Genomic DNA, 15,227 nt, shown 5'->3' on the forward strand with positions numbered 1-15,227 from the left:
GCAGAGCTTCAAAGGGGGCGCTTTGGACACAACGACGCTTTTCCTCGCCAACATCGTCATCCTGCTTGTCATGGCGATCGCCAAAGGCGTGGCGGCACATGGCCGCCGCGACGAGGAGTGGTGGCGTTCCTGGGCAATCGCGAATGTCGTGATCGCGTTGTCGCTGGCGCTCTACACGGTCGACCAGATGCTGCCGCCCCTCGCGATGACCCTGATGCCCGACATCTTCCTCATTATCGGCTTCGGCCTGCGGTGGAAGGCGGCGCGGCAATTCTCCGGTCGCACGACCCCCTGGTTCGTCACCTGGGGTGGCGTCATTTTTTATCTCCTTGCTGCGGGTCCATTTGTCCTGTCGGCAAATGGCGTCGTCCTTGGCGTCGCGAACATCGCGCTGACCGCGCAGACCGCGCTGATCGCCTACGAATTTTGGCGCGATCGCCACGACGGTTTTCCGTCCCGCTACTGGCTGATCCTCGCCTATGTCGCGATGGGATTGTCGTTTGGCTATCGCATCTTCGTCGGCCTGCTCGACGACGGTACCATGCCAGCCTACATCCCGCAGGACACCGCCCTCGCCGTCCACCTTGCCATTGCGTTGTTTCACACGGTTGCCGGCGGCGCCTTCGCTCTCTCGCTCGCCTATGAACGAGGCAGTGCGGCCCTGCGGTTCGCGGCGATGCACGATTCGCTGACCCAGCTCCTCAACCGCAACGCCTTCGAAATGCGCCTGCGCTCTTATCTTGCCGAACAGAAGCCGTTCGCGCTGGCGCTGATCGACATCGACCGGTTCAAGACCATTAACGACCGTTTCGGTCACGGAGCCGGAGACGCAGCGATCCGTACCTGTGCGCAGATCTGCCGTGAGATGGTCGGCGACCGCGGCACGGTCGCGCGCATCGGTGGCGAGGAATTCACGATCATCTTCGACGCCATCGATCCGGAGGAAGCCGCGGCCTTCATCGAAACGATTCGCGAGCGCGTCGCTCAGTCGCCGGTGGTGTCGGGTAGCGCCACCTTTGGCATGACGATCAGCGGCGGTGTTTGCCACATAGATCAGGCGCCGTCCGACTTCGAAGAGCTGATGCGGCTGGTCGATAAGGGCCTCTACGAGTCCAAGAAGAACGGCCGCAACCGCATCACCATCAAGCAGGCAGCTTAAAGCCCGGCAAACGCCTTGTGGTGGAATGCCTGGACTTCATCCGGATAGCGCCATTCCGTGCCAACCGGGCACGCATTGCGCGCGATGCAGCGCGTGCGGCATTCGCCAGCGTTCGGCCCGCGCACATGCCCGAGGCACGCGGCGTAGTTGTAGGCGCCGCCGTCGAAGGCGTGAGCCGGACAGGCGTTTATACAGAATTTTCCGACACATGCGCCGCAGGCATGAATCGGTTCCTCAACTTCCTGAATCGGAATCTCAACATCGAACAGGATCGCGCCTCGATAGGCGTGCCAGAGGCCGAGACGCGGGTCGATCAGCGGCCCGACCGGTGACGGGTGCAGCTTCTGCGCGCGTTTCGCCCATTGCTGAAATGGTGGGTATGGACGGTCGTTTGGCATGACGACACGGCCGCCAAATCGCTCCGCCACTGCGCAAATGACCTGACGCGACCACGTATCAAGCGGATTAGAGATGCCGGCAGGCTGGGCCTGCCGCCATTGTTCGAAATGGGTCCAGTAGCGGGCCCCCTCATTACCGACGAGCACCACGGCCCGGGCGGTTCCCCACTCGCCAACGGCGAGCGGGGCGATGCCGCGGACGCTGAGCCCGGAAGGCGCCAGCGCCCGCGTGATTTCCAAAGGCTGGGAAGGCACTCAGCGCCTCCCCTTGTTCGTCGGATCCTGAAAAGCGCTGCGCCAGACTTCCTTGTGGATTATGTTGGCCACTTTAGCCCGGCCTGAATCGGGCTCCTTTCAGGTGAAGGCGTCGGGCATCGACTCCTTGCGCCGGGCGACGTAGTCGCGCAGGCCTTCGGCGATACCCGGATCGAGATACGGCGCCTCGTAGTTCTCGAGCCAGCGGCGTGCGAGCTCGTTGGCGCGCTGCGCTGCGGTCTTCTCGCCTTCGGCCAGCCACTGCTCGTACGAATTGTTGTCCGCGATCGTCGAGCGGTAGAAGGCGGTCTGGAAGTTCGCTTGCGTGTGCGAGCAACCAAGATAGTGGCTGCCAGGGCCCACTTCGCGGATCGCGTCGAGCGCCTGGCCGTTCTCGGACAGGTCCACGCCCTGCGCCAGCTTCTGCATCATGCCGAGCTGGTCGACGTCCATCATGAACTTCTCGTAGCAGGAGGCGAGACCGCCCTCGAGCCAGCCAGCCGCGTGCAGCACGAAGTTGGTGCCGGCGAGCAGGGTCGAGTTCAGCGTGTTGGCGCTCTCGTAAGCTGCCTGCGCGTCCGGGATCTTGGATGCGCAGAGCGAACCGCCGGTGCGGAACGGCAGGCCGAGGCGGCGCGCCAGCTGGGCAGCGCCGTAGGAGACCAGCGTCGGCTCCGGCGTACCGAAGGTCGGCGCGCCCGACTGCATCGAAATCGACGATGCAAAGGTGCCGAACACCACCGGCGCGCCCGGACGGATCAGCTGCGTGAAGGCGGCGCCAGCCAGCACTTCGGCCAGAACCTGCGTCAGCGTGCCGGCAACCGTCACCGGGCTCATGGCGCCCGAGAGGATGAACGGCGTGACGATGCAGGCCTGATTGTGGCGGGCATAGACCTTCAGCGCGCCCAGCATGGTCTCGTCGAAGACCATCGGCGAGTTGGCGTTGATGAGGTTGATGACCACGGTGTTCTGCTCGACGAACTCGTCGCCGAACAGGATCTTCGCCATCGCGATCGTGTCCTCGGCACGCTCAGGCGCGGTGACCGAGCCCATGAACGGCTTGTCCGACAGCGTCATGTGCGCCAGCACCATGTCGAGATGGCGCTTGTTGACCGGAACATCGACCGGCTCGCAGACGGTGCCGCCCGAATGATGGATCGACGGCGCCATGTAGGAGAGCTTCACGAAGTTGCGGAAGTCCTCGATCGTCGCGTAGCGGCGGTTGCCGTCGAGGTCGCGTACAAACGGAGGACCGTAGACCGGCGCGAAGACGGTCGCATTGCCGCCGATCTGCACCGAGCGCTGCGGATTGCGCGCATGCTGGGTGAACACCGACGGCGCGGTCTTCAGCAGCGACCGCGGCAGACCCTTGGGGAAATGCACCCGCTCGCCGCGAACGTCAGCGCCTGCCTGCTTCCACAGCTCCAGGGCTTCCGGATCGTCGCGGAACTCGATGCCAACTTCTTCCAGCACCGTGTCGGCATTCGCCTCTATCAGTGCCAGCCCCTCCTCGTTGAGGACTTCGTAGAGCGGAATCTCGCGCTTGATGTACGTCAGCTGCGTACCCGCGCTGCCGCTGGTACGCGCCGCGCGCCGCGCAGCCGCACCGCCGCGAGCCCTGCGCCCGCCGGTGTCCTGCTCTACAGTCGTATTGTCTTCCATGCCCGATTCCCTGATTCAACACGGCTTCGGTCGAATCGTAGCCAAGCGGCACGGGATAAGCGGCCAGCCAGCGCCAGAGCCTGTCGCAATTTCGACAACCGCGAAAACTATCGTATCACTGAAATCGCAATCGGTCGCTTTCCACTTGCGCGACGTCGCAAATCAGATAAGCAAACGGCGTCGGGGAACATAAGAATTGGCCGCAATAGCCGCCGCGCCGCGATGCGGGCCATGTCTTCAGGAGCTTGGGAATGTCCGACGACGAAATCATCCTGTCCGAACTCTCCGACGATGAACTCGTGCAGCAGATGCACGACGACCTCTATGATGGTCTGAAGGAAGAGATCGAGGAAGGAACGCGCATCCTTCTGGAGCGCGGCTGGGCACCTTACGACGTACTGACACAGGCGCTCGTCGAGGGCATGCGCATCGTGGGCGAGGACTTCCGCGACGGCATCCTGTTTGTGCCGGAAGTGTTGCTCTCGGCGAACGCGATGAAGGCCGGCATGGCCATCCTGCGCCCGCTGCTCGCCGCCACCGATGCCCCGAAGCAGGGCAAGCTCGTCATCGGCACGGTGAAGGGCGACATCCACGACATCGGCAAGAACCTCGTCGGCATGATGATGGAAGGCGCCGGTTTCGACGTGATTGACCTCGGCATCAACAACCCGGTCGAGAACTACCTGGCGGCGATCGAAGAGCACAAGCCGGACATCGTCGGCATGTCGGCGCTGCTCACCACCACCATGCCCTACATGAAGGTGGTCATCGACACGCTGAAGGAAAAGGGTATTCGCGACGACTACGTCGTCCTGGTCGGCGGTGCGCCGCTGAACGAGGAATTCGCGAAGGCCGTTGGCGCTGACGCATACTGCCGCGACGCTGCTGTCGCAGTCGAGACGGCCAAGGATTTCATGAAGCGCCGTCACAACGTTCGCGCGGCCTGAGAGCCGCGCAGAACGCTGTTGCATTAAAGTCAGTAGCTGGCCGAACGCTCGACGGAACGGCCAGCCTGCTGCGTAGCATCGACAGCATTGGCCGTGTCCGCCCCCATGCCGCGGATCGTGTTTGCGCAGCCGGCAGCGAAACCAGCGACGAGGACAAGTGCTGCGACCTTGGAAATGACCTTCGGGTTCATCATCTTTCTCCGTATCGGGATAGAGCGCGGGGTGCGCGGGATCAGTGACGCCAATGCAACGCACGGCCCCAGAAAAGGTTCTCATCATCGCGTGCGGGATGCTCGCGCGTGAGATCCTTGCGGTGAAAGCGGCGAATGGCCTCGACCATCTTGAGCTGACTTGCCTGCCCGCCGAGTATCACTTCCGTCCTAATCAAATCGCGCCCGGTATCGACGCGGCGATCAGCAAGGCCAAGGCCGAAGGCTGGAAGAACATCCTGGTTGGCTATGCCGATTGCGGCACCGGCGGCATGCTGGACGCAGTTTGCGAGAAGCACGGCGTGCAGCGCCTCGCCGGCCCGCATTGCTTCGCCTTCTACCAGGGTATTGAGGCCTTCGCGCAGGTTGCGGACAGCGACATCACCGCCTTCTACTTTACCGACTTCCTCTGCCGGCAGTTCGAATCGTTCTTCATCAAGCCGCTGGGTCTCGACCAGCATCCCGAACTCGCCCGCGACTTCTTCGGCAACTACGAAAAGCTGGTCTACCTGGCGCAGACGGACGATCCGGCGCTGGAAAAGGTGGCGCAGGACGCCGCAGCAATGCTCGGCCTTGCCTATGAAAAGCGCTTCACCGGCTATGGCGACCTCCCCCGCGCGCTGGTATCGGCAGCCACGCCTGCGACACGTCCGTGAGTGTTTGTTAGCGCGTCGTTTTTCAACCTGCCCGCGTCGTCGCGCAACAAGCGTCCGCAACGCGGCGCGGCAATTCTCTCTCCACTCAGGAACGGAACCATCATGGCTGACCTTGTCATCGTCTACTGGCGCGATATCCCGGCGCAGGTGATCGTCCGGAAGGGCCGGCAGAACGCCAAGCGCGAACTGCCGCTGCGCTTCACCGAAGCGATCGACATGTGCGCGATGCGCACCGGCGCGAGCGAAACCGACGACTACCTTGCCGAATGGCGCAAATCCGACCCCGTGCCGGTGAGCGACGATCTTGAGGCTGAAGCCGATAAGGCCGCGGCCGATCTCGACGCCGCCTATGACCGCGAGCGGCTGGTTGCGCTGGTAAAGGCTGGCGGCCGGGAAACGGCTTAAAACGTCACCGCCTTGTTGACCAATGCCAATAACGATATAAACAAACCTTTATATCATTCAGGAGAGAGACCTCTATGACCCGCACCATCGTCGCCTCCGCGACCCGGGAAGTCGTCATCGGCTTTGACCAGCCGTTCTGCGTCATCGGTGAGCGCATCAATCCGACCGGCCGCAAGAAGCTCGCCGCCGAGATGGTAGCGGGCAACTTCGATACCGTGCGCAAGGACGCGATCGAGCAGGTCGCTGCTGGCGCCACCATGCTCGACGTCAATGCGGGCGTTACCGCCGTCGACCCTAATGCGACCGAGCCAGCCCTGCTCGTTCAGACGCTGCAGATCGTTCAGGACCTCGTGGACGTTCCGCTGTCGATCGACTCCTCGGTCACGGCCGCCATCGAGGCCGCTCTCAAGGTCGCCAAGGGCCGTCCGCTGATCAACTCGGTCACCGGCGAGGAAGAGAAGCTCGAGGCGATCCTGCCGCTCTGCAAGAAGTATGACGTTCCGGTCGTCGCGATCTCGAACGACGAGACCGGCATCTCGCCTGATCCGGACGTTCGCTTCGCCGTCGCAAAGAAGATCGTCGAGCGCGCCGCCGACTACGGCATCAAGTCCCATGACATCGTCGTTGACCCGCTCGTCATGCCGATCGGTGCGATGGGCACCGCCGGCCTCCAGGTGTTCGCGCTACTGCGCCGCCTGCGCGAGGAGCTCAAGGTCAACACGACCTGTGGCCTTTCCAACATCTCGTTCGGCCTGCCCCACCGCCACGGCATCAACGCCGCCTTCATCCCGATGGTGATCGGCGCGGGCATGACCTCCGCGATCATGAACCCCTGCCGTCCGCAGGAGATGGAAATGGTCCGCGGCGCGAACGTGCTCAACGGCACCGATCGCGACTGCATGACCTGGATCAAGACCTACAAGGACTACAAGCCGGGCGAGCACGCTGCCCCTGCCCCGGTACAGGTGAATGCCCCGGGCGAAGCCGGTGGTGGCCGTCGCCGTGGCGGCCGCGAAGCACGCAGGGCCGCCCTCTCCAACTAAGTCAGAAGTGAAATGAAGCCGCCTGTATCTGCCGCCGACCCTCTCGTTCTTTTCATGCCATCCGGCAAGCGGGGGCGTTTCCCCAAGGGTACGCCCGTGCTCGACGCCGCCCGCCAGCTCGGCGTTTATGTCGAGAGTGTCTGCGGCGGCCGCGCCACGTGCGGCCGCTGCCAGGTGGTGGTTCAGGAAGGCAATTTCGCCAAGCACGGCATCGTCTCCTCCAACGACCACATCTCGCCGAAGGGGCCGAAGGAAGAGCGTTATGAGCGCGTGCGAGGTCTGGCTGACGGCCGTCGATTGTCCTGCTCGTCGACGATCGAGGGCGACCTCGTCATCGACGTGCCGCAGGACACGGTCATCAACGCGCAGGTCGTCCGCAAGGCGGCGACCGACCGCGTCTTCGAGCGCAATCCCGCTGTTCGCCTTTGCTACGTCGAAGTGGACGAGCCCGACATGCACAAGCCGCTCGGCGATCTCGACCGGCTGAAGGCGCTGCTGGAGCGCGACTGGGGCGTGAAGGACCCGCGGGTAGACGCTTACCTGCTGCCGCAGGCGCAGAAGATCCTGCGCAAGGAGAACTGGGGCGTTACGGCCGCTGTCCACCGCGACGCGGAGAGCGACCGTCCCTCGATCATCGCCCTTTGGCCCGGCCTCCACAACGAGGCCTATGGCATTGCCTGCGACATCGGCTCGACGACAATCGCAATGCACCTCGTCTCGCTGCTGTCGGGCCGCATCGTCGCCTCTGCCGGTGCGTCGAACCCCCAGATCCGCTTCGGCGAAGACCTGATGAGCCGCGTGTCCTACGTGATGATGAATCCAGACGGTCGCGAGGCGATGACGAATGCCGTGCGCGAGGCGATAAGCGACCTGATCGTCAAGGTCTGCGCCGAAGGCGGCGTTTCCAGCGACGACATCCTCGACGCGGTCTTCGTCGCCAACCCGATCATGCACCACCTGTTCCTCGGTATCGATCCGACCGAGCTCGGCCAGGCGCCATTCGCGCTGGCGGTATCGGGCGCGGTGCACCTGCAGGCCGAGGATCTTGGCCTCAAGGTCAATCGGGGCGCGCGTGTGTACCTGCTGCCGTGCATTGCCGGCCATGTCGGTGCGGATGCCGCCGCCGCAACGCTGTCGGAAGGCCCTCACCGCCAGGACCGCATGATGCTGCTGGTCGATGTCGGCACCAACGCTGAGATCATTCTCGGCAACAGCCAGCGTGTCGTCGCGGCATCCTCCCCGACCGGCCCAGCCTTCGAAGGTGCGGAAATTTCTTCCGGCCAGCGGGCCGCGCCTGGCGCCATCGAGCGCGTGCGCATCGATCCGGAAACGCTGGAGCCGCGCTTCCGCATCATCGGCTCGGAAAAATGGTCGGATGAGGAAGGCTTTGCGGAAGCCGCGGAGCGCCTCGGAATCACCGGCATCTGCGGCTCGGCGATCATCGAGGTCGTGGCCGAGATGTTCCTGTCCGGCATCATTTCCGAGGATGGCGTCATCGACGGCCAGCTCGCCGCGAAGTCGCCGCGCATCCTGCAGAACGGCCGCACCTACTCCTACCTGCTCCACGATGGCAGCCCGCGCATCACCGTCACCCAAAACGACGTCCGCGCCATCCAGCTTGCCAAGGCGGCACTCTATGCCGGCATCCGGCTGCTGATGGAGAAGCAGGGTATCACCGAGGTCGACACGATCCGCTTCGCCGGCGCGTTCGGCTCGTACATCGATCCGAAATACGCGATGGTGCTTGGCCTCATTCCAGACTGCTCGCTGGACGAGGTGAAGGCGGTCGGCAACGCCGCCGGCAACGGCGCGCTGATGGCACTGCTCAACCGCACGCATCGTCGCGAGATCGAGCAGACGGTGCAGAAGATCGAGAAGATCGAGACCGCGCTGGAACCGCATTTCCAGCAGCTGTTCGTCAACGCCATGGCGCTGCCGAACAAAGTCGATCCGTTCGTGAAGCTGTCCGAGCAGGTCAAGCTGCCGCCGAAGAAGTCGCCTTCGGATGACGCTTCCGGCTCGGGCGAAGCCGTGCCGCGCCGCCGGTCCCGCGAGGAGCGGGCAGCCCGGCGCGCGCGCGAGTAGGTCAGAACTTTCCGGTTTCGCGGAAGGATTCGAAGGTCGCGCGGATATGGTCCGCCGCCGCCAGCACATGCGGCGGCGCCTCCGTCGCGACCCGCATCGCCAGATTGTAGTTCGACAGCGCCGGCAGGCCCTCATCCGGCCCAAGTGCCACGATGTCTTCGCCAATGAAGGAGCGCGGCAACGGCGCGACAGCAAGGTCAGCCAATATTGCCGCCCGCTGACCGGCGGTGTGCGCGCTCATAAAGGCAACGCGGTAGTCGCGCCCCGCCCGCCCAAGCGCATCGAGCGCGTCGGCGCGCCAGACGCAGCCTTCTTCCCAGAGCGAAACCGGCAATGGGTCACGCAGATGCGCGGTGCCGCCGCATGCGCCGCCCCACACGACCGGCTCCGTCAGCAGCACCTCGGCATCGCCCGGAACCTCCCTGCAGACCGTGAACAGCGTGATGTCGAGCTGGCGCTCGGCCATCCGGCGCAAAAGATTCACGCTCATGTCGATGGTGACGTCCACCGCTACCGACGGATGGGTCTGAGCAAAGCGGCGCAAGACATTCGGCAACACGCGCTCGCCGTAGTCGTCAGGCGAGCCGAGACGCACGACGCCTGAAATATCGGGGACGATGAACTTCGCCACTGCCTCGCGGTTGAGCGCGAGCAGCCGGCGGGCATAACCCATCAGCATCTCGCCTTCGTTGGTCAGCGTCACCGCGCGCGCGTCGCGCGAAAATACGGTCACGCCCAGCATCTCCTCCAGCTTCTTGATCTGCATCGACACGGCAGAGGGCGTGCGGAACACCGCAGCCGCCGCCTGGGTGAAGCTGCCCGTCTCGCCGATCGCGACGAAGGTGCGCAGGACGTCGAGGTCCAGCAACGGCATCGGGTGATTGAGCGGTGCGTTCATACGATGCCTTCCGCATCAAACTTTCTGAACTTAGCGATCAGTTCATTTCGTTTGATTGAAAATCAGACCTTCCCCATAGTCAACAGCCTCGGGATCACATCATGCGACACCGACTTTTGAAGAGGAGAAGGACCATGTCTCTGCTAAGTGCAATCAGCCGGTTTGGCGAACAGGTACGTCGTCGTCATCGCCAGGCGCAGACCATGATGTATGTGGCGAGCCTGCCGGAGGAAATCCAGAAGGATATCGGCTGGCCGGACATGTACGAGCGCTCGACGCGTTCCAACGACGAACCCCGCCGATGAGGACGGCCTATCTCCCGGCACGGAGCAACTTCCCTTCCGTGCCGGGCAGCCCTCCTACCCTCGCCTTACGCGTTTGCGCCTGTCCCAATCTTGTTCAAAAAGCGACCTCGCCACGCCATTGACAACCAAGCCTTTTGCTGCTGTGGCTTTGTTGATCGCGACATAACCTGTTGGCGGTTTGTAGTCCTGTGAGGCAGCGTCGTCCGTGAAAGCAGCAGTCAAAAGATCGATTGTCTTCTTCCTTGTTCCCGACTTTACGATGATCGCTTTCGCGACCGCGCTGGAGCCGCTGCGCTCGGCCAACCGGATGCTTGGCTACGAGGCGTACAAGTGGCGGCTTGCGAGTGCCGACGGCAAGCCGGTGCGCGCCTCCAATGGCGTTGAATGCGGTGTCGATACCTCCCTCGAGGAAGAGCGGCGCCACATGTCCGGCGAGGGCCGCCCGTCGATGGTGATCGTCTGCTCGGGCCTCAACGTCGAGAAATACCACCAGAAGAGTGTGTTTGCCTGGCTGCGTGAGGAGTACAACCGCGGCGTGGCGATCGGCGGCCTGTGCACCGGCGCGCATATCCTTGCTCAAGCTGGCCTGCTGTCCGGCAAGCGCTGCGCCATCCACTGGGAGAACCTACCGGGCTTCGCCGAGGCATTCCCGAAGGCCAACGTCTACGCGGACCTGTTCGAGGTCGACGGCAACATCTACACCTGCGCCGGCGGCACCGCCGCGCTTGACATGATGCTCAAGCTCATTGGCGACGACTTTGACGACAACCTCGTCAACCGCGTCTGCGAGCAGGTGCTGACCGACCGCGTCCGCAGCCCGAGCGACCGCCAGCGCCTGCCGCTGCGCGCCCGCCTCGGCGTCCAGAACTCCAAGGTGCTGACCATCATCGAGCTGATGGAGGCGAACCTCTCCGAACCGCTGTCGCTGGTCGAGATCGCCGATCATGTCGGCCTGTCGCGCCGCCAGATCGAACGCCTGTTCCGCCAGGAGATGGGCCGCTCGCCGGCGCGCTACTACCTCGAGATCAGGCTCGACCGCGCGCGGCACTTGCTGATCCAGTCGACCATGCCGGTAGTCGAGGTCGCCGTGGCTTGCGGCTTCGTCTCGGCCTCGCATTTTTCGAAGTGCTATCGCGAGCTTTACGCCCGCTCGCCGCAGCAGGAGCGTCTCGACCGCAAGCTGGCGGCCTGATGCGTCAGCGACTGTCCCAGATGTAGTTCCGCTGGCGCCACATCTTTTCCCCGACCTCGCAGTCGACTTCTGGTGTGGCCTTGGCGGCCGCGATGGGCAGAGCCTCGCCGGGCGCGGGTCCCGCTAGTTCCAGCACCAGCTTGCGCCGCACCGCCTCGGGAAACTGCGACCAGTCGTTGACAGGGATCATGAACGATCCCGGCCCGCCGACGACACAGTTCTGGTAGTAGAGGTCGAGATCGGCGACGTCATACGCGCTGACGAAGCCGGTGCCGCGGGTCATCAGCGGCAGGCCGTTGATGACGATCCCCTGCTCCACCAATGCGTCGCGTGCGGCCGTCACCAGGCTTCCCTGGTTATTCGGCCCGTCCCCTGAAATGTCGACCACGCGTTTGGTGCCCGAATAACTGCTCTCGGCGAAAAGATCAGAAGCGAAATGGAGCGCTGCGGACAGCGAGGTGCGCCGCGCGCTTGCTGGCGGATGCACCGTCAGCTTTTGGGCGAACGCTTCTGCCTCCTCCCGGTTGGAGATGACCGTCCAGGGAACGACGACGTTCTGCATCGGCACCCCGGCCCATTCCATGTAGGTGAGAGCGATCTTGCCGTGCACGCCGTCCTGGATCGCCCGGATCACCTGTTCATGCGTCAGCGCAGCGACATATCCGTCGCGCTGGATCGCCAGTTCGTCCGGGGACATGGAAAGCGAGACGTCGACAGCGAGAATCAGTTCGACATCCACCGGTTCGGCACAAACACCCTCAGCCACGGCCGCGACCGATGGGATCAGGCTCGCCAGCAAGGCAAACCGCGTTTGCCGGAACCACGTCATTCCGAAAGGATACGGAATGACGGCTTCAAGAACAGGCCCTGGAAGGAAGAAGAAGGCGGAGCGTCGATCACGATGACGTTACGTAAACAGCCCGGAGAGCGTCATGCTCTCCGGGCTGTTCGTATCTCAGTAGCGCGAATCCTAGCTGCGCGGCTTGAGATTCTCCGGGTCATACAGCGGCTGGTAGCCGACCGCCGCGACCTCGACCGGGTAGGTCTCGTTGAAGTAGACGACCTCGAGCTTGCGGCCTTCCTGGCAGTACGCCCACGGCAGGTAAGCGAGCGCGATGTTCTTGCCGATGGTCGGGCCGTAAGCGACCGAGGTCGTGTAGGAGCGGCGACCGAGTTCGTCGACCAGCACTTCCTTCGTCTCCGGATCAAGCACCGGCATGTTGCCGACGGGGTAACGCTTGACGCCATTCGAGTCGGTGTTTTCCGTCATCACCAGCGTGCAGAGCATTGCCGGCTGGTGTGCCCGCGCCTTGTATTCGAGGTGCTTGGCCTTGCCGCGGAAGTCCGCTTCCTTGACCTTCGGGCGCGCAAGGTCTGCCTCAATGAGGTTGTACTGGGTGATGAGGTCCGCGTTCTGCAGGCGCAGGCTCTTCTCCATGCGGCGCGAGTTCGCATAGGTCTCGACGCCGAACGCCATCACGCCGGTTGAGCGCAGCGCGTCCCAGACGGCCAGGCCGTCCTCATAACGCATGTGCAGCTCCCAGCCCTGCTCGCCGACATAGGAGATGCGGAAGGCGGTGACGTCCTTGCCGGCAATGCGGATCGGCTTGATCGCCGCGAACGGGAAGTTTTCCGGCGAGAGCCCTGCCGGGTCCTCGACCACCTTCTGCAGCGTGACGCGTGCGTTCGGGCCCCAGATGCCGATGGTGACGTACTTCTCGGTGACGTCGGTGATGGTGACGTCGAAGCCTTTGTCCTCGGCGACGCGGCGCATGTAGTGGAAGTCACGGGGGCCGGCATCGGCACCGTCGATGACGCGGCAGCGGTCCGCCATGCGGATGACCGTCAGGTCAGCCCGCACCATGCCTTCGTCATCGAGGAAATGGGTATAGATGCCCTTTCCGATATTTCCGTCGCCGCCAATCTTCGCCGCGCAGAGCCACTCCATCAGTTCGACGTGGTCGGGACCTTCGACATCGTAGATCGCAAAGTGCGACAAGTTTACGATGCCGCAATCCTCGCTCATGGCGAGATGCTCGGCGTTCGACACGCGCCAGAAGTGGCGGTTGTCCCACTCGTTCTCGCGGACCGGCACGCGGTCACCGTACTTTTCGAGCAGGTGCTCGTTGGCAGCGTAGCCGTGCGCGCGTTCCCAGCCGCCCAGTTCCATGAAGTAGCCGCCGAGTTCGACCTCACGCTCGTAGAACGGCGAACGGCGGATGTTGCGGCCGGTCGCATAAGGCTCGCGCGGGTGCACGGCCGGGAAGTAGATCTTTTGCGCGGCTTCGTAGCAGCGGCCTTCGATGAACTTCTCGTCCAGCTGGTGCGGGTAGAAGCGGGCGTAGTCGATCGACGAATGGTCGATCGAGGTGCGGCCGTCGGTCATCCAGTCAGCAATCAGCTTGCCGTAGCCCGGGCCATCCTTGACCCAGATGCCGACGCAGTACCAGAGGCCCCTCACCTTCTGGCTCTCGCCGCAGGACGCACCGCCTGCGGCCGAGACCTGCAGCAGGCCGTTGAAGGAGTGGCTTTCATTGTAGCCGAGCTCGCCAAGGATCGGCGTCAGCTCGATCGCGCGCTCCAGCGGCTCGAGAATCTGTTCCATCTCAAGGTCGCGTTGCGACGGCGACAGGCGCGCCTCGTGCTTTTCCAGGAGTTCGCGCGGGTGGCAGAGGCGCGGATTGTCCGTCTCGTAGTAGCCCCACTCGATCTGGCCGCCCTCGGTGGTCTTCGGGTCCCCGGTGTCGCGCATGTAGGCCGAGTTGCCCTGGTCGCGCAGCAGCGGGTAGCCGATCTCCTTGCCGGTTCCGGCGAACTCACCGAACGGGCCGAAGAAGGTGAGCGGGTGGTCGACCGGCATCACCGGCAGGTCCTCCCCGACCATTTCCGCGATCAGGCGGCCCCAGAGGCCTGCCGCAACGATCACATGGTCCGCTTCGATCGTGCCGCGGTGGGTGACGACGCCCTTGATGCGGCTGTTCTCGACGATCAGCGACTGTGCCGGAGTGTTGGCGAAGGCGCGCAGCTTGCCAGCCTTCTCGGCTGCATCAACCAGCTTGCCCGCCACTGTCTGCGAGCGCGGGATGACGAGGCCGGCGTCCGGATCGAACATGCCGCCCATCACCTTGTCCTGCTCGATCAGCGGGAACAGTTTCTTGATTTCTTCCGGCGAGACGTAGTGCGCGCGGGTGCCGAATGCCTTCGCAGAGGTCAGCTTGCGCTTGATCTCCTCGATCCAGGTTTCGTCGCCGGCGCGCGCGATCTCGAGGCCGCCGATGCGGGCGTAGTGCCCCATCTTCTCGTAGAAATCGATCGAGTACTGCGTCGTCCAGACCGACAGGTAGTCGTGGCTGGTCGTGTAGCAGAAGTCGGAGGCGTGTGCGGTCGAGCCGATGTCCGTCGGAATGCCCGACTTGTCGATGCCGACAATGTCATCCCAGCCGCGCTCGACCAGATGATGCGCGATCGATGCGCCGACGATGCCACCGAGGCCGATGATGACGACCTTCGCCTTGCTCGGAAATTCTGCCATGCCCACTATGCTCCGACACGATATTGCCGGGGGACTATAGGGCGATGACGCAGGCGGCACGAAGCCTGTTTGCGACATTGGACAAACGCCGCGCGACGAGCGCGGCGCTTCCTGTTGATCGCCTACTGGACTTTGATGCGTCCGTCCTGGATCTGGAGCTGTTCGGGGCCGGTCAGCACCTCACGGTCGCCGTTCGGCATGGTCAGGAAGCAGCCCTGCGAACAAATCTCGATCGACTCACCCGCCGCGACCGTGACCTGCGACTGAGTCGTGCCTTCAGTGACCGCAAGCGTGTAGTCGACATCGTCGAGGTTGGTCACCGTCGCAGCCCGCGCCATGGCAGGCGAGGCAATCGCCAGCGACAGCGTCGCAACCTGGATGATTCTGTTCATCTGCTTTCGATGCCTCCCACCCTTGGGCGCGGGGATCATTCCCTTCGCGAATTTCTATAGTGGAACCAAGCTGAACGCCAACTGAACGA

General features: G+C 63.6%; 15 protein-coding genes. 8 read left to right on the forward strand and 7 right to left on the reverse strand.

The features are described 5' to 3' along the window. The first annotated feature begins 22 nt into the window (after positions 1-22). Positions 23-1,159 carry a diguanylate cyclase domain-containing protein gene (locus L610_RS04340; RefSeq protein ID WP_186441321.1) on the forward strand — a complete coding sequence of 379 codons (1,137 nt, stop codon included), beginning with the start codon at positions 23-25 and terminating at the stop codon, positions 1,157-1,159. On the opposite strand, the gene L610_RS04345 is transcribed toward L610_RS04340, so the two are convergent. Together L610_RS04345 and L610_RS04350 are read right to left on the reverse strand one after the other, a co-directional pair. Beyond that, positions 1,156-1,812 (reverse strand): hypothetical protein, encoded by a 657-nt coding sequence (locus L610_RS04345; protein ID WP_144702774.1) that lies wholly within the window; start codon positions 1,810-1,812, stop codon positions 1,156-1,158. The genes L610_RS04340 and L610_RS04345 overlap by 4 nt on opposite strands. Before the next feature lie 99 nt (positions 1,813-1,911). After that, entirely contained in the window at positions 1,912-3,474 is a 1,563-nt protein-coding gene (locus L610_RS04350) for a trimethylamine methyltransferase family protein (protein WP_144702777.1), read from the reverse strand. Positions 3,475-3,725: 251 nt separating this feature from the next. Here L610_RS04350 and L610_RS04355 point away from each other — a divergent pair, with 251 nt between their 5' ends. Next, positions 3,726-4,421, forward strand: coding sequence for a B12-binding domain-containing protein (locus tag L610_RS04355; protein WP_024846545.1), 696 nt, complete (start codon positions 3,726-3,728; stop codon positions 4,419-4,421). Between the two features lie 29 nt (positions 4,422-4,450). On the opposite strand, the gene L610_RS04360 is transcribed toward L610_RS04355, so the two are convergent. After that, positions 4,451-4,612 carry a hypothetical protein gene (locus L610_RS04360; RefSeq protein WP_024846546.1) on the reverse strand — a complete coding sequence of 54 codons (162 nt, stop codon included), beginning with the start codon at positions 4,610-4,612 and terminating at the stop codon, positions 4,451-4,453. Between the two features lie 53 nt (positions 4,613-4,665). Between L610_RS04360 and L610_RS04365 the strand changes: the two genes are divergently transcribed. From L610_RS04365 to L610_RS04380, 4 genes are all read left to right on the forward strand, one after another. Next, entirely contained in the window at positions 4,666-5,286 is a 621-nt protein-coding gene (locus L610_RS04365; RefSeq protein WP_144702780.1) for a DUF1638 domain-containing protein, read from the forward strand. A 102-nt stretch (positions 5,287-5,388) separates the two neighbouring features. Then, positions 5,389-5,691, forward strand: a complete 303-nt coding sequence (locus tag L610_RS04370; protein ID WP_144702783.1) for a virulence factor — start codon at positions 5,389-5,391, stop codon at positions 5,689-5,691. A gap of 74 nt (positions 5,692-5,765) precedes the next feature. Beyond that, positions 5,766-6,734 carry a methyltetrahydrofolate cobalamin methyltransferase gene (locus L610_RS04375; protein ID WP_144702786.1) on the forward strand — a complete coding sequence of 323 codons (969 nt, stop codon included), beginning with the start codon at positions 5,766-5,768 and terminating at the stop codon, positions 6,732-6,734. A gap of 12 nt (positions 6,735-6,746) precedes the next feature. Continuing rightward, positions 6,747-8,819: an ASKHA domain-containing protein gene (locus L610_RS04380; RefSeq protein ID WP_144702789.1), complete on the forward strand. Its 2,073-nt coding sequence runs from the start codon at positions 6,747-6,749 to the stop codon at positions 8,817-8,819. 1 nt (position 8,820) lies between these two features. Here the strand turns inward: L610_RS04380 and L610_RS04385 are convergent, their stop codons facing one another. Next, on the reverse strand, positions 8,821-9,717 hold the full coding sequence (locus L610_RS04385; RefSeq protein WP_144702792.1) for a LysR substrate-binding domain-containing protein: 897 nt from the start codon (positions 9,715-9,717) through the stop codon (positions 8,821-8,823). A gap of 134 nt (positions 9,718-9,851) precedes the next feature. On the opposite strand from L610_RS04385, the gene L610_RS20135 reads away from it, so the two are divergent. Together L610_RS20135 and L610_RS04390 are read left to right on the forward strand one after the other, a co-directional pair. Beyond that, positions 9,852-10,022 carry a hypothetical protein gene (locus L610_RS20135; protein ID WP_186441323.1) on the forward strand — a complete coding sequence of 57 codons (171 nt, stop codon included), beginning with the start codon at positions 9,852-9,854 and terminating at the stop codon, positions 10,020-10,022. Between the two features lie 259 nt (positions 10,023-10,281). Next, entirely contained in the window at positions 10,282-11,214 is a 933-nt protein-coding gene (locus L610_RS04390) for a GlxA family transcriptional regulator (RefSeq protein ID WP_144702795.1), read from the forward strand. Between the two features lie 4 nt (positions 11,215-11,218). On the opposite strand, the gene L610_RS04395 is transcribed toward L610_RS04390, so the two are convergent. From L610_RS04395 to L610_RS04405, 3 genes are all read right to left on the reverse strand, one after another. Further along, positions 11,219-12,043: a DUF1194 domain-containing protein gene (locus L610_RS04395; protein ID WP_024846553.1), complete on the reverse strand. Its 825-nt coding sequence runs from the start codon at positions 12,041-12,043 to the stop codon at positions 11,219-11,221. A 141-nt stretch (positions 12,044-12,184) separates the two neighbouring features. Continuing rightward, a complete protein-coding gene (locus L610_RS04400) occupies positions 12,185-14,746 on the reverse strand; it encodes an FAD-dependent oxidoreductase (protein WP_144702807.1) in 2,562 nt (853 codons plus the stop codon). A 122-nt stretch (positions 14,747-14,868) separates the two neighbouring features. Further along, positions 14,869-15,138 carry a hypothetical protein gene (locus L610_RS04405; RefSeq protein WP_144702810.1) on the reverse strand — a complete coding sequence of 90 codons (270 nt, stop codon included), beginning with the start codon at positions 15,136-15,138 and terminating at the stop codon, positions 14,869-14,871. Between the last annotated feature and the right edge of the window lie 89 nt (positions 15,139-15,227).

Source organism: Aminobacter sp. J44, assembly GCF_007829415.1.
In the GTDB taxonomy this organism is placed as follows: Bacteria; Pseudomonadota; Alphaproteobacteria; order Rhizobiales; family Rhizobiaceae; genus Aerobium.

Excerpts from the sequence above, each read along its gene's own strand:
- L610_RS04400 (WP_144702807.1), bottom strand. The coding sequence starts at position 14,746 with ATGGCAGAATTTCCGAGCAAGGCGAAGGTCGTCATCATCGGCCTCGGT.
- L610_RS04360 (WP_024846546.1), bottom strand. The coding sequence starts at position 4,612 with ATGAACCCGAAGGTCATTTCCAAGGTCGCAGCACTTGTCCTCGTCGCT.
- L610_RS04395 (WP_024846553.1), bottom strand. The coding sequence starts at position 12,043 with ATGACGTGGTTCCGGCAAACGCGGTTTGCCTTGCTGGCGAGCCTGATC.
- L610_RS04380 (WP_144702789.1), top strand. The coding sequence starts at position 6,747 with ATGAAGCCGCCTGTATCTGCCGCCGACCCTCTCGTTCTTTTCATGCCA.
- L610_RS04370 (WP_144702783.1), top strand. The coding sequence starts at position 5,389 with ATGGCTGACCTTGTCATCGTCTACTGGCGCGATATCCCGGCGCAGGTG.
- L610_RS20135 (WP_186441323.1), top strand. The coding sequence starts at position 9,852 with ATGTCTCTGCTAAGTGCAATCAGCCGGTTTGGCGAACAGGTACGTCGT.
- L610_RS04405 (WP_144702810.1), bottom strand. The coding sequence starts at position 15,138 with ATGAACAGAATCATCCAGGTTGCGACGCTGTCGCTGGCGATTGCCTCG.
- L610_RS04375 (WP_144702786.1), top strand. The coding sequence starts at position 5,766 with ATGACCCGCACCATCGTCGCCTCCGCGACCCGGGAAGTCGTCATCGGC.
- L610_RS04365 (WP_144702780.1), top strand. The coding sequence starts at position 4,666 with ATGCAACGCACGGCCCCAGAAAAGGTTCTCATCATCGCGTGCGGGATG.
- L610_RS04355 (WP_024846545.1), top strand. The coding sequence starts at position 3,726 with ATGTCCGACGACGAAATCATCCTGTCCGAACTCTCCGACGATGAACTC.
- L610_RS04385 (WP_144702792.1), bottom strand. The coding sequence starts at position 9,717 with ATGAACGCACCGCTCAATCACCCGATGCCGTTGCTGGACCTCGACGTC.
- L610_RS04350 (WP_144702777.1), bottom strand. The coding sequence starts at position 3,474 with ATGGAAGACAATACGACTGTAGAGCAGGACACCGGCGGGCGCAGGGCT.
- L610_RS04390 (WP_144702795.1), top strand. The coding sequence starts at position 10,282 with ATGATCGCTTTCGCGACCGCGCTGGAGCCGCTGCGCTCGGCCAACCGG.